The following is a 20,234-nucleotide window of genomic DNA, read 5'->3' on the forward strand; positions in this document are numbered from 1 at the left end:
GTCTCGCACCGGGGCCCCGATGCGAGGTCCCGGCGAAACGGTGCCGTCTTCGATCACGCGGTCCGGTCTGAGAGGGGAGCCATCTCGACCGAACGGATCAGGTCAGGCGCGATCAAAATATGACTGTAGCGCCCGAACTTCAAGATTGCCCTGCCGCAGGGCTTCGATAGCCGCCGCCGCAGCGTTCATGCCCGCGAGCGTCGTGTAGTAGGGCACCTTCTGCATCAGGGTCGCGCGACGCAGCGACTTGGAATCCGACACGGCCTTCTGCCCGTCCGTCGTGTTGAACACGATATGGACCCGGCTGTTGCGAATCGCGTCCTCGATATGCGGACGCCCTTCCAGGACCTTGTTGATCTTCTCGGCCGCGACGCCGTTCTGGGCGAGGAATCGTGCGGTGCCGCCGGTCGCCAGGACCTTGAAGCCGAGGCCGGCGAGCTTGGCGACGGCCGGCAGCATGCCGTCCTTGTCCTCGTCGCGCACCGAGACGAAGACGGTGCCGGCGCGCGGCAGGTCGACGCCGGCGCCGAGCTGCGCCTTGGCGAAGGCGAGGGCGAAATGGTGGTCGAGGCCCATCACCTCGCCGGTCGACTTCATCTCGGGCCCGAGCAGCGTGTCGACGCCGGGGAAGCGGGCGAAGGGGAAGACCGCCTCCTTGACCGCGACATGGCCGAGATTGCGGGCGTCGGTCTTGCCGCCATAGGCGTCGAAGGCGGCGTCCAGCGTCTCGCCAGCCATGATGCGCGCGGCGATCTTGGCGATCGGGCGCCCGATCGACTTGGCGACGAAGGGAACGGTGCGCGAGGCGCGCGGATTCACCTCGAGCACGTAGATCGTGCCGTCCTTGATCGCGTATTGCACGTTCATCAGCCCGCCGACATGCAGCGCGCGTCCGAGCGCCGAGGTCTGGCGCTCCAGTTCGTCGACGATCTCGGGCGAGAGCGAGTGGACGGGCAGGGAGCAGGCCGAGTCGCCCGAATGGATGCCCGCCTCCTCGATATGCTCCATGATGCCGGAGACGTAGGTGTTCGTGCCGTCGCAGAGGCAGTCGACATCCACCTCGATCGCTTCCGAGAGGTAGGTGTCGAAGAGGAGCGGGTTCTTGCCGAGCAGGGTGTTGATCTGCCCGGTCTTGTCGTTCGGATATTTCTGCTTGATGTCCTCGGGGACGAGGCCCGGCACGGTGTCGAGCAGATAGCTCTGCAGCATGGCCTCGTCGCCGATGATCTGCATGGCACGGCCGCCGAGCACGTAGGAGGGGCGCACGACGAGCGGGAAGCCCAGTTCCCCTGCGATGGTGCGCGACTGCTCCACCGAATAGGCGATGCCGTTGCGCGGCTGGGTGAGGCCGAGCTTCATCAGGAGCTTCTGGAAGCGGTCGCGATCCTCGGCGAGGTCGATCATGTCCGGCGAGGTGCCGAGGATCGGGATGCCCGCCCGTTCCAGCGCCTCGGCGAGCTTCAGCGGAGTCTGGCCGCCGAACTGCACGATGACGCCGTGCAGCGTGCCCGCCTTCTGCTCGGCGCGCAGGATCTCCAGGACGTCCTCGGCCGTCAACGGCTCGAAATAGAGGCGGTCGGACGTGTCGTAGTCGGTGGAGATGGTCTCGGGATTGCAGTTGACCATGATCGACTCATAGCCGGCATCCTTCAGCGCGAAGGCGGCGTGGCAGCAGCAATAGTCGAACTCGATGCCCTGGCCGATCCGGTTCGGACCGCCGCCGAGGATGACGACCTTCCTGGCGGCGGAGACCTCGGCTTCGGAGCGCTCCGCGCCGGCGAAGGCCTTCTCGTAGGTCGAGTACATATAGGGCGTCGGCGAGGCGAACTCGGCCGCGCAGGTGTCGATCCGCTTGTAGACGGGGTGCACGTCGAGCCGCTCGCGAAGGCGCGAGACGTCGGCCGCGTCCTTGCCGACCAGCGAGCCGAGGCGCGCGTCGGAGAAGCCCATGGATTTGAGCATGCGCAGGTTCTCGGCATCCGCGGGCAGCCCGTGCTCGCGCACGCGCCCTTCCATCGCGATGATGCCGGCGATCTGTTCGAGGAACCACGGGTCGATGCGGCACATCTGGTGGACCTCTTCCAGCGAGGTGCCCATGCGGATGGCCTGCGCGACCATGCGCAGCCGGTCCGGCGTCGGCGTGCCGAGCGCGGCGCGGATGGCGTTGCGGTTCTCGCCGGTGCCCACGCCCGCCGCCTCGACGAGGCCGGGAATCTCGATCTCGTCGAGGCCGGTCAGGCCCGTCTCCAGACCGCGCAGTGCCTTCTGCAGCGATTCCTGGAAGGTGCGCCCGATCGCCATGACCTCGCCGACCGACTTCATCGCGGTCGTCAGGATGGGCGAGGCGCCGGGGAACTTCTCGAAGGCGAAGCGCGGGATCTTGGTGACGACGTAGTCGATCGAGGGCTCGAACGAGGCCGGGGTCGCGCCGCCCGTGATGTCGTTCTCAAGCTCGTCCAGCGTGTAGCCGACGGCGAGCTTGGCCGCGATCTTGGCGATGGGGAAGCCCGTCGCCTTGGAGGCGAGCGCCGAGGAGCGCGAGACGCGCGGATTCATCTCGATGACGACGAGGCGGCCGTTCGCCGGGTTGACGGCGAACTGCACGTTCGAGCCGCCGGTCTCGACGCCGATCTCGCGCAGCACCGCGATCGAGGCGTTGCGCATCATCTGGTATTCCTTGTCGGTCAGCGTCAGCGCCGGCGCGACGGTGATCGAATCGCCCGTATGGACGCCCATCGGGTCGATGTTCTCGATGGAGCAGACGATGATGCAATTGTCCGCCTTGTCGCGGACGACCTCCATCTCGTACTCCTTCCAGCCGAGCACGCTCTCCTCGATGAGCACTTCGGTCGTCGGCGAGGCGTCGAGCCCGCCTTCGACGATCTCGAAGAATTCGGAGCGGTTGTAGGCGATGCCGCCGCCCGTGCCGCCCATGGTGAAGGACGGGCGGATGATGGCGGGAAGGCCCACCTCCTCGAGCGCCTCGGCGGCGGCGGCGAGCGCGCGGGCCATGTAGCGCTGCTTGCGGTCGAGCCCGCCATTCTGCCAGTCGGCTTCGAGCCTGGCGAGCGCCGCTTCGCGCTCGGCGGCGTCCGTCACCTGCGCGTTGACGGTCGCCTTCTTCTCCTCGAAGGCGAGACGGTCGGCCTTCTTGGCCTCCGTGGCGTTGGCCAGGAGCGACTTCGGCGTCTCGAGCCCGATGCGCGTCATCGCCTCGCGGAAGAGCGCCCGGTCCTCCGCCATGTCGATGGCGGCGGCGTCCGCCCCGATCATCTCGACGCCGAACTTGTCGAGCACCCCCATGCGCTTCAGCGAGAGCGCGGTGTTCAGCGCCGTCTGTCCGCCCATCGTCGGCAGGATCGCGTCCGGGCGCTCCTTCTCGATGATCTTGGCGACGACTTCGGGGGTGATCGGTTCGATATAGGTGGCGTCGGCGAGATCGGGATCGGTCATGATCGTCGCCGGATTGGAATTGACGAGGACGATCCGGTAGCCCTCGGCCTTCAGCGCCTTGCAGGCCTGCGTTCCCGAATAGTCGAACTCGCATGCCTGGCCGATGATGATGGGACCGGCCCCGACGATGAGGATGGTCTTGATGTCTTGGCGCTTGGGCATCGGGCTCTGTCCGGTCGGCTCGCTCGCGCGCGGACGCCCCGCCGGGAGGGCAGGGTCGCACGGTCGAGGGATATAAGGTCAAGCGCGGCTTATAGGCAAAGCGGGCGCGCGGCGAAAGGCCCGATCACGCCCGAGCGTGTCAGGGCGCGGCGATCTCGGCCGCGCTGGAGGGCAGGCGGCGCCCGTCGTAGCGCTCGTAGCCGAGCGAGACGGCGAGGCAGGCGAGCTCGACCGTCCTCGGGATCTCGACCGATTTCCCGTCCCGGTCGCCCTTCTCGTAATACTGGATGACGCGCTTCTTCAGCCCGAGCTTGTCGGCCGCATCCTTCTGCTTGAGCCCGAGGCTCTTGCGCCAGGCCTTGAAGGCATCGGCATCCATCGCGCGTCTCTCCGTTCGAGTTCCGGTGTCAGGTGGGGGCGAAGCCCGCAGAACGGCCTTGCCGGACAGGCTGGGCCGCCTGCCGGCTCGTTAGCGGCATGAATCGCGAACCGCAAAGAGAAAATGCACGATGTGCGCGTTTTGCCATCTTGTAATGGCGCACGAAGTGCGCATCTTATCTGCAGTGGACGATCACCGACAGTGAGGACGAGGGTCGTAAGGCCGCACGGACACACGGGAAAACAACGCCAGCGAAGGAGCGCAGCCATGCTTGCAGACATCATCATCGGACGGTCGGCCTTCGGCGGGGACCGAGAGCGCGACGACCTTCACCGCCATGCCACCTTCAGCTGCGGGGTGCGCAGCTGGGTGAAGCGCATGGTCGCTCGCCTGTCCGCCTGACGCCGTTTCGCGCGATCTTCACATACGAACGCCGCCGGAGCTGATGCTCCGGCGGCGTTGCTGCATGCCGAATTGGACGTCCGCGCTCAGGCGGCGGCTTTCGCCTTGTGCTCGTCGATCAGCCGGAAGAAGCGGTCGAAGAGATAATGCGAGTCCTGCGGGCCCGGCGAGGCCTCGGGATGGTGCTGCACGGAGAAGACGGGCTTGTCGGAGAGGCGCAGGCCGCAGTTGGAGCCGTCGAAGAGCGAGCGATGGGTCTCCTCCACGCCCTGCGGCAGCGAGCCGGCGGCGACGGCGAAGCCGTGATTCATCGAGACGATCTCCACCTTGCCGGTGGTGAAGTCCTTGACCGGGTGATTGGCGCCGTGATGGCCCTGATGCATCTTCTCGGTCGTGGCGCCGAGCGCCAGCGCCAGAAGCTGGTGCCCGAGGCAGATGCCGAAGATCGGCACGTCCTTCTCCACCAGTTCGCGGATCACCGGCACCGCATACGCGCCCGTCGCCGCCGGATCGCCGGGACCGTTGGAGAGGAACACGCCGTCCGGCTTGTGCGCCATGATTTCCTCGGCCGTCGCCGTGGCGGGCATCAGCACGACCTTGGCGCCCTGGCCGGCCATGAGGCGCAGGATATTGCGCTTGGTGCCGTAGTCGATGGCCACCACGGTGTAGCGCGGCTCGGCGTCGGTGCTGTAGCCGACGTTCCAGGCCCAGGGGCCCTCCTGCCAGGTCGCGGTCTGCTGCGTGCCGACGTCCTTGGCGAGATCGAGGCCGACGAGGCCGCTCCACGAAGCCGCGCGCGCCTTCAGCGCCTCGACGTCGAAGACCCCGTCCGGCGCATGGGCGATCACGGCGTTCACGGCGCCCTTCTCGCGGATGAGGGCGGTGAGGGCGCGCGTGTCGATGCCCGAAAGCGCGACGACGCCGCGTGCCGTCAGCCAGGCGTCGAGATCGCCGGCGGAGCGGTAGTTGGAGGGTCCGGAGACCTCGGCGCGGAAGATGGCGCCGACCGCGCCCCGGCCGTTCATCGGCACGAGGTCCTCGTGGTCCTCGTCATTGGTGCCGACATTGCCGATATGGGGGAAGGTGAAGGTGACGATCTGCCCGGCATAGGAGGGGTCGGTCAGGATCTCCTGGTAGCCGGTGAGCGCCGTGTTGAAGCAGACCTCGCCTTCCACCGCGCCCGGCGCGCCGAGGCCGGTTCCCTCAATCACGGTGCCGTCGGCGAGGACGAGAAGGGCGGTCGGCTTGGTCTTGGTCCAGCCTTCGGTCATGGCGTGCCTCGCGCAAAGGGTTCGTGGCGGCGCGCGACCGGGCGGCATGGGGCCATGCCGGGGGTCACGCGCGATGCGGACTGTCGAAATCCGATTGCATATCGCCGTCCTGTCGCCCATGTGCAAGGCCCTCGCGAGCGGCCGAGCCCTGCGGGGACCGTGGAAGGACCGGATATGACCATGCGCCAGACCATCACCGACGCCATGAAGCAGGCCATGCGCGACCAGGACAAGCGCCGCACCGGCACCCTGCGCCTCGTCCAGGCCGCCGTGAAGGACCGCGACATCGCCAACCGCACCGCCGGCAAGCCGGAGGCGAGCGACGACGAGATCCTGGCGCTCCTGTCCAAGATGATCAAGCAGCGCGAGGAATCGGCGGGGATCTACGAGACGAACGGCCGGCCCGAACTCGCGAGCCAAGAGCGCGAGGAGATCGCGATCCTGAAGGCCTACCTGCCCGCGCAGATGGACGAGGCCGGGATCGACGACGCCGTCGGCGCGGCGATCGCCGAGACGGGCGCTACGGGCCCCGCCGACATGGGCCGCGTCATGGCCGTCCTGAAGGCGAAGCATGCGGGCGGGATGGACTTCTCCAAGGCGAGCGCCTCGGTGAAGCGCCTGCTCGCGGCCGCCAAGGCCTGAAACCTCCCCGCCGGGCGGCCGGTCTGCTAGTCTGGCGGATCGCCACCGCCGGACCCGTCGCGACGAGCCCAAGGACCCCATGCGCTTTCCGCCGAGCTTCCTGGAAGAGATCCGCGCCCGGATCCCGATCTCCGAGATCGTCGGCCGGCGCGTGGTCTTCGACCGGCGCAAGTCCCAGCCGGCCAAGGGCGATCACTGGGCCTGCTGCCCGTTCCACGGCGAGAAGTCGCCGAGCTTCCACTGCGAGGACCAGAAGGGCCGCTACCATTGCTTCGGCTGCGGCGTCTCGGGCGATCACTTCCGCTTCCTGACAGAGCTCGACGGCCTCTCCTTTCCCGAGGCAGTGGAGCGCCTCGCGGCCGAGGCGGGACTGGCGATGCCCGACCGCGACCCGGAGGCGGAGCGGCGCGAGGCGGCGCGGGCGACCATCCTCGATGCCATGAAGATCGCCGCCGCCTTCTTCCAGGCGAGCCTCCAGGAGGCCGACGGCGCCAAGGCGCGGGCCTATCTGCGCGACCGCGGCATGAACCTGCAGACGCAGGCGAGCTTCGGCCTCGGCTACGCGCCCGATTCGCGCAACCGCCTGAAGGAGCACCTGGCCGCCAAGGGCGTCGCGCGCTCCGAGATCGAGGGGGCCGGCCTCGTCGTGCACGAGAACACCGCCGTCTCCTACGACCGCTTCCGCGACCGGCTGATGTTCCCGATCCTCGACATTTCCAGCCGGCCCATCGCCTTCGGCGGCCGGGCGCTCTCTGCGAATGTCTCGGCCAAGTATCTGAACTCGCCGGAGACCGAGGTCTTCCACAAGGGCGACGTGCTCTTCAACCTCGCACGGGCCCGCAAGGCGCTGAAGAGCGCGGGGACCGTGATCGTCGTCGAAGGCTACATGGACGCGATCATGCTGGCGCAGGCCGGCTTCGAGAACGCCGTCGCCCCGCTCGGCACCGCCCTGACCGAGCGCCAGCTCGACCTCCTCTGGCGCTCCGCGCAGGAGCCGATCCTGTGTTTCGACGGCGACGCGGCCGGACAGAAGGCGGCCTGGCGCGCGGCGGAACTGGCATTGCCCGGCTTGAAGCCCGGCCGCTCGCTGCGCTTTGCCATGCTGCCCGAGGGCAAGGATCCCGACGACCTCGTGCGCGACGGCGGGGCGGAGGCCTTTCGCGGGGTGCTCGACGCCGCGCGTCCGCTCGCCGATCTCGTCTGGATGCGCGAGACGGCGGGGGGCGTGTTCGACACGCCGGAGCGGCGGGCCGATCTGGAGCAGCGGCTGAAGGCGGCCGTCAAGCGCATCGGCGACGAGAGCGTGCGCCGCCACTACCTGCGCGATGCCGACGAGCGCCTCGCCGCCTTCTTCGGACCGGCGCGCCAGGGCGCCGGACGGGGCGCGCCGCGCGAGCGCCAGGGCGGAGCGCGCGAGGCGCGCGGGCAGGGCGGCGAGGGGCGGCGCACGGCGGCGGCCGGCACGCGCCGCTCGCCCATCTCCGACCGGCTGTCGCGCTCCAGCCTCACCCGCCCGGCCGGCGGCGGACAGGCCTCCTCGCTGCGCGAGATCGCCATCGTTCTGGGCTTCGTCAATCATCCGCTCCTCATCGAGGAGGCGTTCGACTATTTCGCCGCGCTCGATCTCGCCGAGGGCGATCTCGACCGGCTGCGCTCCGTCGTGCTCGACATCCATGCGGAGAAGGCGACGAACGATCGGAGCGAACTCCTCGCCGAGATCGAACGGCGCGGCGCGGGCGATCTCTTTCGTCTGTTCGAGGCGAGGGCGCGCATGGTGCGGCTCTGGCCTGTCCTTGCGGAAGCGGCGCCGGAGGACGCACGGGAAGCGGTGCGGCAGGCGCTCCACTTGCATCACCGGTCCCGATCCCTACATACGGAACTTCGTATCGCCGAAGAAGCGCTGATGCGCGATCAGAGCGACGAGGCCTACGCCCATATGCTGGAGGTGAAGCGGGAGATCGAGAGCGTCGAGGGGACGGAAGCCCTCATCGAAGGCTTCGGCACGCTTTCGGGGCGAGCCGTGAAGACCTTCTGATCGAAGAGCCGAAGGCACGCCGAACGCGCTGCCGCCGGCGGTCGACAGGCGCTCGAACCGCAGAATCCGAACCGTCTTGCGGGGTTGACAGGGCTTGACGCTTCGGTGACACGACGTGCAACGGCGTCGTGGCCTTGAAATTTATGGGAAACATCCATTTTTAGGCCGCGGTCGAGCGGGCGTTACGACGTCAAGCGGCAGGCCGCGTATGGTTAACCGGGCGTTTACCGGTCGCGTGGCAGGAACGAACTCCGGTTCGCCTTCGTGCCGAGCGGCCAGAATCTCTCGAGATGACCCCGTGGCAGGCCGGATCGGCGACGCGCGAACTGGAGAATGACACGCATGGCGACAAAGGCCAACGAGAGCGAAGCCCCGGTCGAGGAGCGCAACGACTCTGCCCCCGACGGCCCCTTGCTCGACCTTTCGGATGACGCCGTCAAGAAGATGATCAAGGCCGCCAAGAAGCGCGGCTTCGTGACGATGGACCAGCTCAACTCGATGCTCTCGGCGGACGACGTCACGTCCGAGCAGATCGAGGACACGATGGCCATGCTGAACGACATGGGCATCAACGTCGTCGAGGACGACGAGGAAGGCGGCGAGGAAGAGCAGCCCGCCGAGGAAAGCGAGAGCACCGAGGTCGCCGAGGCCGGCTCGACCCAGGTCGCCGCCGCGCCCAAGCGCGAGGCCGGCGAGCGCACCGACGATCCCGTGCGCATGTATCTGCGCGAGATGGGCTCGGTCGAGCTTCTCTCCCGCGAGGGCGAGATCGCCATCGCCAAGCGCATCGAGGCCGGGCGCGAGACGATGATCGCCGGGCTCTGCGAGAGCCCGCTGACCTTCCAGGCCATCATCATCTGGCGCGACGAGCTCAACGACGGCAACATCATGCTGCGCGAGATCGTCGATCTCGAGGCGACCTATGCCGGACCCGAGGCCAAGGCCCCGATGGGCAACGGCGACGGAACGCCCGCGCCCGCCACCGAGCCGCCCTCCGCCCGCCTTCCCGGCGAGGAGGAGGAGGACGACGAGGACGATCTGGAGAACTCCCTGTCGCTCGCCGCGATGGAGGCCGAGATCCGTCCGCAGGTCATGGCGACCTTCGACGTCATCGCCGACAGCTACAAGCGCCTGCGCAAGCTGCAGGACCAGCAGGTCGAGAACCGGCTCGCCGCTCAGGGCACGCTATCGCCGAGCCAGGAGCGGTCCTACAAGAAGCTGAAGGACGACCTCATCACCGCGGTGAAGAGCCTTTCGCTGAACCAGAACCGCATCGACGCGCTCGTCGCCCAGCTCTACGACATCAACAAGCGCCTCGTGACGAACGAGGGGCGCCTCCTGCGTCTGGCCGAGAGCCATGGCGTGCGCCGCGACGAGTTCCTGCGCGAGTACCAGGGGTCGGAACTCGACCCGAACTGGACGCGGCACGTCGCCAACCTTTCCGGCAAGGGCTGGCTGAAATTCGTCCAGAACGAGAAGGAGGGCGTTCGCGCCCTTCGGCAGGAGATCCAGAATCTGGCCACCGAGACGGGGCTCGAGATCATCGAGTTCCGCCGCATCGTCAACATGGTCAAGAAGGGCGAGTCCGAGGCCCGGCAGGCCAAGAAGGAGATGGTCGAGGCGAATCTTCGTCTCGTGATCTCGATCGCCAAGAAATACACGAACCGCGGTCTGCAGTTCCTGGACCTCATCCAGGAGGGCAATATCGGCCTGATGAAGGCGGTGGACAAGTTCGAGTACCGCCGCGGCTACAAGTTCTCGACCTACGCCACGTGGTGGATCCGGCAGGCGATCACCCGTTCGATCGCCGACCAGGCCCGCACGATCCGCATTCCCGTGCATATGATCGAGACGATCAACAAGATCGTGCGCACGAGCCGCCAGATGCTGCACGAGATCGGCCGCGAGCCGACGCCGGAGGAACTGGCCGAGAAACTGGCCATGCCGCTGGAGAAGGTGCGCAAGGTCCTGAAGATCGCCAAGGAGCCGATCTCCCTCGAGACGCCGGTGGGCGACGAGGAGGATTCGCATCTCGGCGACTTCATCGAGGACAAGAACGCCATCCTGCCGATCGACGCCGCGATCCAGGCCAATCTGCGCGAGACGACCACACGCGTGCTCGCCTCGCTGACGCCGCGCGAGGAGCGCGTGCTGCGCATGCGCTTCGGCATCGGCATGAACACCGACCACACGCTGGAAGAGGTCGGCCAGCAGTTCTCGGTGACGCGCGAGCGCATTCGCCAGATCGAGGCCAAGGCCCTGCGCAAGCTCAAGCATCCGAGCCGCTCGCGCAAGCTGCGGTCCTTTCTCGACAGCTGAACCGGGGCGGCCCGACCGCCGCATTCGCACAGACACGAAAGCCGCTCCGGCAACCCCGGGGCGGCTTTCGTCGTTCTAGGGGCTCGGAGTTCGTCGAACGCCCGGTCCCGCCACGCCAGATCCCAGCACGCCACGATGTCCAGACCGCCGCATGAACGGCAGGTGAACATGCCCTTCCGGCGGCGTTCAGCCGGCGCGCTCTAATCTCGGTCCCAAGATCAATCGAACCACCCCGGAGGACATCATGGTCACGACCTTCATCCGCAACGCCTGCCTTGCCGTCGCGATCGCCGCTACGGGCCTCGTCGGAACCGTCCTGCCGGCCGCCGCGCAGGACGTGCGCTTCGGGATCACCATCGGCGACGGGCGGCCCGACTATCACCGCGGCTACGACCGTCACGACCGCCGCTCGCACTACCGCCCGGCGCCCGTCTGCGGCCCGCAGCAGGCCGAGAACAAGGCGGACCGCATGGGTCTTCGCCGCACCCGCGTCGTCGATGTCAGCCGCCGCAGCATCGTGGTCCAGGGCCGCTCGCGCGGCGACCGCGCCACGGTGCGCTTCGCCCGCGCGCCCGGCTGCCCGGTGATCAGCTTCCGCAACTGAGGCGGCCTTACCGGAAACGACGAAAGGCGGGTGGTGCTCGAGGCACCGCCCGCCTTTTTCCATGCTCCGCGATGATTTCCCGCCGCTACGGCGCGATGTCGAACTCCATCCGCACGGTTGCGCGAACGGTCGATTCGCCGGTCTCCACCGGCACCGCGGGCGCGGGTGCCGCGTCCATGCGCTTCATCGACTGCAGCATCGGCATCGGCGGCATCTCGTCCGTCCCGACCTCGATATGGCGCACCGCGCCGAGCGTCACGCCGGCCGCCTCGGCGAGCACCGCCGCCGTCGCCCGCGCATCCGCCACCGCGTCGCGCCGCGCCGCCTCGCGCAAGGCCGCCGGATCGTCGAAGGCGAAGGTCAGCGATCCGCCCTGGTTCACCCCGAGCGTCACCGCCTTGTCGAGGATCTCGCCGAGCTTTGCGAGATCGCGAACGCGCACCGAAAGCGTGTTGCGCACCTCGTAGCCGACGATCGCCGGCGGGTTCTGGGGCGGCGTGTCGTCGTTGTCGTAGCGATATTGCGGCGAGACGGCGAAGTCCGAGGTCTGCAGGTCGCGCGCCTCGATGCCGAACTCCTTCATCGCCGTGGACACGCGCGCCATGGTCTCGTTCGTGCGGTCGAGCGCGGCGCGGGCCGTCTCTTCCACGGACAGGACCGTGAAGCTCGCAAGCGCGAGGTCCGGCGTGCCGCTGGCCTCGCCGGTGCCGGTGACGTCGATGCGCGGCCGGTCGGGCGCCGCATCCTGCGCGAGGGCGGCGGGCGCGTCGGCGAGGGCGGTGGCTCCCAGAAGAGCGGCGGCCAGGATGACAGGTCTCACGAGAGGCGATCTCCGATTCGGGAAGGGTAGCGTTCTCTGTATCGCTCCATTGCGGCACGATCTCGAAGGGCTCGGCGCCGCCCTGCCGCGCGGGTCGCGATGGGGGCGCCGACCGCATCGACGAAGGCCGGCTTGGCCGCATCCTCGGCCGGGGATAGGCTTGACCTTCGGGCGGCAATCGCCGAACGCGAAGACCGACCCCGCTCATGCAACGACAAGGGTCTCAGCCGCGGACGGACATCGTCCGAAGGCCGGGCAGATCACCGGGAGAGACGATGCCATTCGACGAGGCGAAGAAGGCGGCCGATCGCCAGGCCGCGCTGGACTATCACGAGTTCCCCAAGCCCGGGAAACTCGAGATCCGCGCCACCAAGCCCATGGCGACGGGGCGCGACCTCAGCCGCGCCTATTCGCCGGGCGTCGCCGAAGCCTGCCTCGAGATCGAGAAGAATCCCGCCGACGCGCGCCGCTACACGGCCAAGGGCAATCTCGTGGCCGTCATCTCCAACGGCACGGCCGTCCTTGGCCTCGGCAATATCGGGGCGCAGGCCTCCAAGCCGGTAATGGAGGGCAAGGCCGTCCTCTTCAAGAAATTCGCCGGCATCGACTGTTTCGACATCGAGGTGAACGAGCCCGATCCCGAACGGCTGGCCGATCTCGTCTGCCGGCTGGAGCCGACCTTCGGCGCGATCAACCTGGAGGACATCAAGGCGCCCGACTGCTTCCTCGTGGAGAAGATCTGCCGCGAGCGCATGAACATTCCCGTCTTCCACGACGACCAGCACGGCACGGCCATCGTCGCGGCCGCCGCGGCGACGAACGCCGTGCGCGTGGCCGGCAAGCGCTTCGAGGATCTGAAGGTCGTGGCGCTCGGGGCCGGCGCCGCCGGCATCGCCTGCCTGAAGATGTTCCTGGTGATGGGCGTGAAGCGCGAGAACATCACCATGCTGGATTCCAAGGGCGTGGTGCACGACCGGCGCAACGACCTGACGCCTGAGAAGAGCGAATTCGCCATCCGCACCGACAAGCGGACGACGCTGGAGGCGATGGAAGGCGCCGATCTGTTCCTCGGCGTCTCCGGGCCCGGCCTGCTGACGCAGGAAATGGTCTCGAAGATGGCGCCGGCTCCCATCATCTTCGCGCTCGCCAACCCGACGCCGGAGATCATGCCCGAACTCGTGCGCGAGGTCTCGCCCGACGCGCTCATCGCCACCGGGCGCTCGGACTATCCCAATCAGGTCAACAACGTCCTGTGCTTCCCCTTCATCTTCCGCGGCGCCCTTGATGTCGGCGCGACGGAGATCAACGACGCGATGAAGGTCGCCTGCGTCGAGGCGCTCGCCGATCTCGCGCGCGCCACCACCTCCGCCGAGGTCGGGCTCGCCTACCAGGGCGAACGGCTCACCTTCGGGCCGGACTACCTCATCCCCAAGCCCTTCGATCCCCGTCTCCTGTCGACGATCGCTCCGGCGGTCGCCAAGGCCGCGATGGAGAGCGGCGTCGCCACGCGCCCCGTCGATCTCGTCGCCTACAAGGAAAAGCTGCAGGGGCAGGTCTACAAGTCCGCGCTCGTCATGCGCCCGGCCTTCGAGGCCGCCCGGCGCGGCGGCCGGCGCGTCGTCTTCGCCGAGGGCGAGGAGCCGCGCGTCCTGCGCGCCGCGCAGGCGATGAGCGAGGAGGGGATGGGCACGCCCATCCTCATCGGGCGGCCGGAGGTGATCGAGGCGCGTATCGAGCGTGACGGCCTCAACCTCGTGCCCGGCCGTCATGTCGAGCTCGTCAACCCCGAGAACGACAGCCGTTTCCGCGACTACTGGACTCACTATCACCAGCTGATGAAGCGCAACGGCGTGACGCCCGATCTCGCCAAGACGATCATCCGCACCAACACCACCGCCATCGCGGCGGTCATGGTGCATCGCGGCGAGGCCGACGCCATGATCTGCGGGACGATCGGCGAGTATTTCCGCCATCTCAATGACATCCGGCAGATCCTTTCGAGCGCGACGCTGCATCCCGTCGGCGCCCTGTCGCTCATCCTCATGGATCGTGGGCCGCTCTTCGTGTGCGACACCCATGTCCATATCGAGCCGACGGCCGCGCAGATCGCCGAGACCATGGTCGCGGCCGCCCGCCACGTGCGGCGCTTCGGCATCGAGCCCAAGGTGGCCCTGTGCTCGTCCTCGCAGTTCGGCAATTTCGACAGCCGGTCCGGGCGCCTCGCCCGCGAGGCGCTGGCGATCCTCGACGCGCGTGCGCCGGACTTCGCCTACGAGGGCGAGATGCACACGGATGCCGCCCTCGACCCCGAACTGCGCGAGCGCCTCTTCCCGGACGGGCGTCTGGAGGGGGCCGCCAATGTCCTCGTCTACACCAACGCGGATGCGGCGGGCGCGGCGCGCAACATCCTGCGCTCGGTCGCCGACGGCCTGGAAGTCGGCCCGATCCTGATGGGCATGGGCAATTGCGCCCACATCGTCACCGCGGGCGTCTCCGTCCGCGGCCTCCTCAACATCGCCGCTCTCGCCGGCACGCCCGTCTCGAGCTACGGCTGACGCGAGGCGGCCCGGGGCACGGCGTCCCCGGGCCCCCAGCTATAAGGGCGCGAGCGGTGGAGGCCGTGGCGCCCGCGCCAGATGAGATCGGGGCTGTGGAGGGGGATCGACTGGTGGGCCCGGCAGGACTCGAACCTGCAACCAAGCGGTTATGAGCCGCCGGCTCTAACCATTGAGCTACAGGCCCCACCCGCTTCGCCTAGCGCAAACCGGCGGGGGGCTCAAGCGGCGGGTTGCGGCGCGGCGGGATTTGCGGGACCTCGGCAAGGGAATCGCAGGGCGAGTGCTCAATGTCTGGCTGAATCGTTTGCTGCGCCGCAAACAACCGGCAGGCCCCTGGGGAACCATTCGAAGGCTGGAAGCTTGTCTAGCGTCGATCCCCACTGCCGGAGCGCCCACTTGACGATCCACATCACGCCGAACACCGCGTCGCTCTACCTGAACAAGCCGGGACTGCGCAGATCCCGCATCCAGGAGGGACGTCCTTATCCGCGTGGCGCGACCTGGGACGGGCTCGGCGTGAACTTCGCCGTCTTCTCCGCCAACGCGACGAAGGTCGAGCTCTGCATCTTCGACCAGAAGGGCGAGGTCGAGCTGGAGCGGATCGAACTGCCGGAATACACGAACGAGATCTTCCACGGCTACCTGCCTGCAGCCCGCCCCGGCATGGTCTACGGCTACCGCGTTCACGGGCCCTACGAGCCGGATGCCGGTCACCGCTTCAACCCGAACAAGCTGCTCGTCGATCCCTATGCCCGCCAATATGTGGGCGAGCTCAAATGGGACCACGCGCTGTTCGGCTACACGATCGGTCACGAGGACGAGGACCTCTCCTTCGACGAGCGGGACAGCGCGAGCTTCGTGCCCAAGTGCCAGGTCGTCGATCAGGCCTTCACCTGGGGCGACGAGCGCAAGCCGAACATCCCGTGGGAGCGCACCATCTTCTACGAGACCCACGTCAAGGGTTTCACCCAGCGCCATCCTTCGGTCGGTGAGGCGGAGCGCGGCAAGTTCGCCGGGCTGATGAACCCGGACGTCCTCGCCTACATCAAGAGCCTCGGCGTCACCTCGGTGGAGCTTCTGCCGATCCACGCCTTTGTGGACGACAGCTATCTCGTCGAGAAGGGCCTGCGGAACTATTGGGGCTACAACACGATCGGCTTCTTCGCGCCCGATCCGCGCTATCTCGCCAGCCCCTTCGTGAATGAATTCAAGGAGATGGTCTCCGCCTTCCACCATGCCGGCCTCGAGGTCATCCTTGACGTCGTCTACAACCACACGGCCGAAGGCAACGAGAAGGGGCCGACGATCTCCTTCAAGGGCATCGACAACGCGACCTACTACCGTCTGCTGCCGGACAACAAGCGCTACTACATCAACGACACTGGCACCGGAAACACCGTCAACACCAGCCACCCGCGCGTGATGCAGCTGGTGACGGACAGCCTGCGCTACTGGGCGAGCGACATGCGGGTCGACGGCTTCCGCTTCGACCTCGCCACGATCCTCGCCCGAGAGCCCACCGGCTTCTCGGAGGAGTCGTCCTTCCTTCACGCCTGCCAGCAGGACCCGATCCTGAGCCAGACCAAGCTCATCGCCGAGCCCTGGGACTGCGGTCCCGGCGGCTATCAGGTCGGTCGCTTCCCGCCGGGCTGGGCCGAATGGAACGACGGCTACCGCGATACCGTGCGCAGCTTCTGGCGCGGCGACGAGGGCAAGATCCCGGCCGTCGCGTCCAAGTTCTCGGCGTCGGCCGACCTCTTCGACAATCGCGGCCGCAAGCCCTGGGCGTCGGTGAACTTCATCACCGCCCATGACGGTTTCACGCTGCACGACCTCGTCTGCTACAACGAGAAGCACAACGAGGCGAACGGCGAGGACAATCGCGACGGTCACTCGCACAATCTCTCGAACAATTACGGCGTCGAGGGTCTGACGGACGATCCGGAGATCAACGAGGTCCGTTTCCGTCAGCTGCGCAACCTGTTCGCGACGCTGCTCTTCTCGCGCGGCACGCCGATGATCCTGGCCGGCGACGAATTCGCCCGCACGCAGGGCGGCAACAACAACGCCTATGCGCAGGACAACGAGATCGGCTGGATCGACTGGAACGTGACGGAAGAGGGCCAGGACCTCGCCGAGTTCGTCCAGAAGCTCATCATGCTGCGGCAGTCCCTGCCGATGCTCCGGCGCGGCAAGTTCCTGCACGGGACGTTCGACGAGGAACTGGGCGTCAAGGACGTGGCGTGGATCACGCCGTCGGGCACCGAGTTCGACTCCGACCATTGGTCGGATCAGGGCGCGCGCTGCTTCGGCGTGCTGCTCGATGGCCGCGCGCAGTCGACGGGCATCCGGCGCCCGGGAACGGACGCCACGATGCTCATCGTCATGAACGCCCATTACGACGTGGTGAACTTCAAGCTGCCGGAGGCGCGGGGCGGCAAGCGCTGGCGCTGCGTGATCGACACGAACCTGCCGAACCGCGAGGAACTCGTGCCCTTCGAGTTCGGCTCGGACTACATGGTGACGGGCCGGGCCTTCCTCGTCTTCCTGCTGGAGCCGTCCGAGGACGACGGGACGCAGGGCGAGGCGATGCGCGCCTTCGCCCATGTCTCCGAAGCCTTCGCGCGCGCGGCCGTCGACCGCGTCCATTTCGTCGAGCCGGGCGAAGTCGAGACCGGGACGCCCGACGGGATCTGACACCGTCCGGGCTTCGGCCCGATCGCAAACGAAAAGGCCTCCGCGTCATCACGCGGGGGCCTTTTGCTGTTGCGCTTGGCAGGATCGGTCGGCGACGAGGGCGGAGCCTGCTCAGCCGCGCATGGGTTCCCCGCGAAGGAGCGCGAGCGCCATGCGGTCGGCACGCAGGCGATGCGCGCGATGCAACGCCTCCGCGGTCGCCGCGTCCTGCGCCAGGATCGCCGCGACGATGGCGCGGTGCTCGCAATCGGAGGTCCTGGGGCTCGGGCGAAGCGGCACGATGGCCATGCGCGCCCGATATTGCTGGTCCCAGTAGAGGCGCAACGTCGCCTGCAGGCGACGATTTCCGCAGGCCGCGACGATGGCGGCATGGAAGCGGTCGTCGAGGGTCGACCAGCGCTCGATGGCGCCTTCTTGCGTGGCCGCCTCCATCGCGGCCATCAGCTCTTCGAGGTCCCGCCGCTCGGCCTCCGAGAGGCCCCGTTCGGCCGCGAGGCGCGCGGCCGCGACCTCGAGCGCGGAGAAGACCTCGTAGATTTCCTGCAGGTCGTCCGGAGACTGATGGCGGATGGTGACGCCGTGGCGCGGGCGGATCGCGACGAGTTCCTCCTCCTCGAGCCGGATCAGCGCCTCGCGGATCGGCGTGCGGCTCATCGAGAGGAGGGCGGCGACCTCGGATTCGAGAAGCGTCGTGCCCGGCGGCAATTCGCCCTCGAGGATGCGGAACTTCAGCTTGCGATAGGCCCGCTCGCGGGCGGAGACCTTGCCGAGCCCGGCAAGGCTCGGCCGGGGCCTCGAACCCGGCTCGGCGGGCGCCGGCCGGGCCGCGTATGCGGGGTCCGGCGCGAGTTCGTCCAGGGATACCGGGTCCTCGCTCACGCCGGGCGCCCCCGTCTAGTGGTTGTCGCGCGGCACGCGCATTCCGGTGCCGTCGATGCCGCCTTGCGCGATCCGCTGGTAGCGCACGGCCGACTCGAGCACCGCCCCCGTGGAGAGCTGGCCGACGAGATCGCGCTGGATCTCCTGCCAGGGCGTCTGGTGCTGCGGATAGTGATAGCCGCCGTCGGCCGCGAGAGCGGCGCGACGGGATTCGAGCTCGGCCTCCTCGAGCAGGATGTCCGCCGTGCCGCGGCCGATGTCGATGCGCACGCGGTCGCCGGTGCGCAGCAGCGCCAGACCGCCGCCGGCGGCCGCTTCCGGGGAGGCGTTCAGGATCGAGGGCGAGCCGGACGTGCCGGACTGGCGCCCGTCGCCGATGCAGGCGAGCGAGGAGATGCCGCGCTTGATGAGATAGTCGGGCGCCCGCATGTTCACGACCTCGGCCGCGCCGGGATAGCCGATGGGGCCGGCGCCGCGCATGAAGAGGACGCAGCTCTCGTCGATGTCGAGGGCCGGATCGTCGATCCGCGCATGGTAGTCCTCGGGCCCGTCGAAGACGATCGCCCGGCCCTCGAAGGCCTGCGGATCCTCGGGGTTGGCGAGGTAGCGCGCCCGGAACTCCTCGGAGATGACCGAGAGTTTCATGATGGCCGAATCGAAGAGATTGCCCTTCAGGACGCGGAAGCCCGCATGGGTCTTCAGCGGCTGGTCGAAGGGCCGGATGACGTTCTTGTCCTCGATGATCGCGCCGCGGCAATTGTCGCCGAGCGAGCGGCCGTTGACCGTCAGCGCATCCTCGGCGATGAGGCCGGCGCCCATCAGCTGGTTCACCACGGCCGGAACGCCGCCGGCATGGTAGTAGTCCTCGCCGAGATATTCGCCGGCGGGCTGGAGGTTCACGAGAAGCGGGATCTCCTCGCCATAGGTCTGCCAGTCCTGGATCGTCAGCTCGACGCCGACATGGCGGGCGAGGGCGTTGAGGTGGATCGGCGCGTTGGTCGAGCCGCCGATGGCGGTGTTGACGCGAATGGCGTTCAGGAAGGCGTCGCGCGTGAGGATGTCGGAGGGCTTCAGGTCCTCGGCGACCATCTCGACGATCCGCTTGCCCGTGAGATAGGAGACCTCCTGCCGGTCGCGATAGGGCGCGGGGATCGCCGCCGAGCCCGGCAGCTGCATGCCCAGCGCTTCGGCGAGCGAGTTCATCGTCGTCGCCGTGCCCATCGTGTTGCAGTAGCCCGTGGAAGGCGCGGACGAGGCGACGAGCTTCACGAAGCCCTGATAGTCGATCTCGCCGGCCGCCATCATCTCGCGGGCCTTCCAGACGATCGTGCCCGACCCCGTGCGCTCGCCCCGGAACCAGCCGTTGAGCATGGGGCCGACGGAGAGGGCGATGGCCGGAATGTTGACGGTCGCCGCCGCCATGAGGCAGGCGGGCGTGGTCTTGTCGCAGCCGATCGTCAGGACGACGCCGTCGAGCGGATAGCCGTAGAGAATCTCGACGAGGCCGAGATAGGCGAGATTGCGGTCGAGGCCCGCCGTCGGGCGCTTGCCGGTTTCCTGGATCGGATGGACGGGGAACTCGATGGCGATGCCGCCGGCCTCGCGGATGCCCTCGCGCACGCGCTTGGCCAGTTCCAGATGATGCCGGTTGCAGGGGGAGAGGTCGGAGCCGGTCTGCGCGATGCCGATGATCGGCTTGCCCGACTGGAGCTCCTCCTGGCTGAGGCCGAAGTTCAGATACCGTTCGAGATAGAGGGCGGTCATGTCGGGATTGTGCGGATTGTCGAACCAGGCGCGCGACCGCAGCTGACGATCCGTCTTCACGATGCTCATTGTGTATTCCCCGACCTGTCGATGCGGGTGCCGACGCGGCGCCCCTTGCGATCAATGTATACGTTGTCGGCGCACGTGGCAATTTCATGTCGGGGGGCAGGATGTCGCCGACGGAGGGTCCGACAAGAAAAAGGCCCGGCGCCTTTCGGCGGCCGGGCCTTCGTCGAAGCGATGAGGCTT

13 protein-coding genes and 1 tRNA gene are annotated in these 20,234 nt (G+C 67.9%); 7 read left to right on the top strand and 7 right to left on the bottom strand.

The annotated features are described in order from the left end of the window. Positions 1-102: 102 nt before the first annotated feature. Positions 103-3,615, bottom strand: a complete 3,513-nt coding sequence (gene carB / locus ASG48_RS13655; protein ID WP_055850788.1) for a carbamoyl-phosphate synthase large subunit — start codon at positions 3,613-3,615, stop codon at positions 103-105. 139 nt (positions 3,616-3,754) lie between these two features. Further along, complete coding sequence (locus ASG48_RS13660; protein ID WP_055850790.1) at positions 3,755-3,994, bottom strand: helix-turn-helix transcriptional regulator; 240 nt, start codon at positions 3,992-3,994, stop codon at positions 3,755-3,757. A gap of 267 nt (positions 3,995-4,261) precedes the next feature. Here ASG48_RS13660 and ASG48_RS18950 point away from each other — a divergent pair, with 267 nt between their 5' ends. Continuing rightward, positions 4,262-4,396 (top strand): hypothetical protein, encoded by a 135-nt coding sequence (locus ASG48_RS18950; protein WP_280138017.1) that lies wholly within the window; start codon positions 4,262-4,264, stop codon positions 4,394-4,396. Between the two features lie 86 nt (positions 4,397-4,482). On the opposite strand, the gene carA is transcribed toward ASG48_RS18950, so the two are convergent. Then, positions 4,483-5,667, bottom strand: a complete 1,185-nt coding sequence (carA, locus tag ASG48_RS13665; protein WP_055850793.1) for a glutamine-hydrolyzing carbamoyl-phosphate synthase small subunit — start codon at positions 5,665-5,667, stop codon at positions 4,483-4,485. Positions 5,668-5,841: 174 nt separating this feature from the next. On the opposite strand from carA, the gene ASG48_RS13670 reads away from it, so the two are divergent. The 4 genes from ASG48_RS13670 to ASG48_RS13685 all read left to right on the top strand — a co-directional run bounded on the left by ASG48_RS13670 (position 5,842) and on the right by ASG48_RS13685 (position 11,267). Then, positions 5,842-6,309: a GatB/YqeY domain-containing protein gene (locus ASG48_RS13670; RefSeq protein ID WP_055850796.1), complete on the top strand. Its 468-nt coding sequence runs from the start codon at positions 5,842-5,844 to the stop codon at positions 6,307-6,309. Between the two features lie 79 nt (positions 6,310-6,388). Further along, the gene (dnaG, locus tag ASG48_RS13675) at positions 6,389-8,344 is read left to right on the top strand and encodes a DNA primase (RefSeq protein ID WP_055850799.1); all 1,956 of its coding nucleotides are present in this window, start codon (positions 6,389-6,391) and stop codon (positions 8,342-8,344) included. Between the two features lie 342 nt (positions 8,345-8,686). Further along, positions 8,687-10,663 carry an RNA polymerase sigma factor RpoD gene (gene rpoD / locus ASG48_RS13680; protein WP_055850802.1) on the top strand — a complete coding sequence of 659 codons (1,977 nt, stop codon included), beginning with the start codon at positions 8,687-8,689 and terminating at the stop codon, positions 10,661-10,663. 244 nt (positions 10,664-10,907) lie between these two features. Beyond that, a complete protein-coding gene (locus tag ASG48_RS13685; protein ID WP_055850804.1) occupies positions 10,908-11,267 on the top strand; it encodes a hypothetical protein in 360 nt (119 codons plus the stop codon). An 85-nt stretch (positions 11,268-11,352) separates the two neighbouring features. On the opposite strand, the gene ASG48_RS13690 is transcribed toward ASG48_RS13685, so the two are convergent. Then, a complete protein-coding gene (locus ASG48_RS13690; protein ID WP_055850807.1) occupies positions 11,353-12,087 on the bottom strand; it encodes an SIMPL domain-containing protein in 735 nt (244 codons plus the stop codon). A gap of 275 nt (positions 12,088-12,362) precedes the next feature. On the opposite strand from ASG48_RS13690, the gene ASG48_RS13695 reads away from it, so the two are divergent. Next, the gene (locus ASG48_RS13695) at positions 12,363-14,642 is read left to right on the top strand and encodes an NADP-dependent malic enzyme (RefSeq protein WP_055850810.1); all 2,280 of its coding nucleotides are present in this window, start codon (positions 12,363-12,365) and stop codon (positions 14,640-14,642) included. Between the two features lie 111 nt (positions 14,643-14,753). Here ASG48_RS13695 and ASG48_RS13700 read toward each other — a convergent pair. Further along, positions 14,754-14,829, bottom strand: a tRNA-Ile gene (locus tag ASG48_RS13700). 212 nt (positions 14,830-15,041) lie between these two features. On the opposite strand from ASG48_RS13700, the gene glgX reads away from it, so the two are divergent. Continuing rightward, on the top strand, positions 15,042-17,342 hold the full coding sequence (gene glgX / locus ASG48_RS13705) for a glycogen debranching protein GlgX (RefSeq protein ID WP_162243932.1): 2,301 nt from the start codon (positions 15,042-15,044) through the stop codon (positions 17,340-17,342). Positions 17,343-17,453: 111 nt separating this feature from the next. On the opposite strand, the gene ASG48_RS13710 is transcribed toward glgX, so the two are convergent. Beyond that, on the bottom strand, positions 17,454-18,221 hold the full coding sequence (locus ASG48_RS13710) for a GntR family transcriptional regulator (protein WP_055850812.1): 768 nt from the start codon (positions 18,219-18,221) through the stop codon (positions 17,454-17,456). Between the two features lie 15 nt (positions 18,222-18,236). After that, positions 18,237-20,054 carry an IlvD/Edd family dehydratase gene (locus ASG48_RS13715; protein WP_055850815.1) on the bottom strand — a complete coding sequence of 606 codons (1,818 nt, stop codon included), beginning with the start codon at positions 20,052-20,054 and terminating at the stop codon, positions 18,237-18,239. Positions 20,055-20,234 lie beyond the last annotated feature (180 nt).

The sequence above is a fragment of the Aurantimonas sp. Leaf443 genome (assembly GCF_001425575.1).
Taxonomy (GTDB): domain Bacteria; phylum Pseudomonadota; class Alphaproteobacteria; order Rhizobiales; family Rhizobiaceae; genus Leaf443.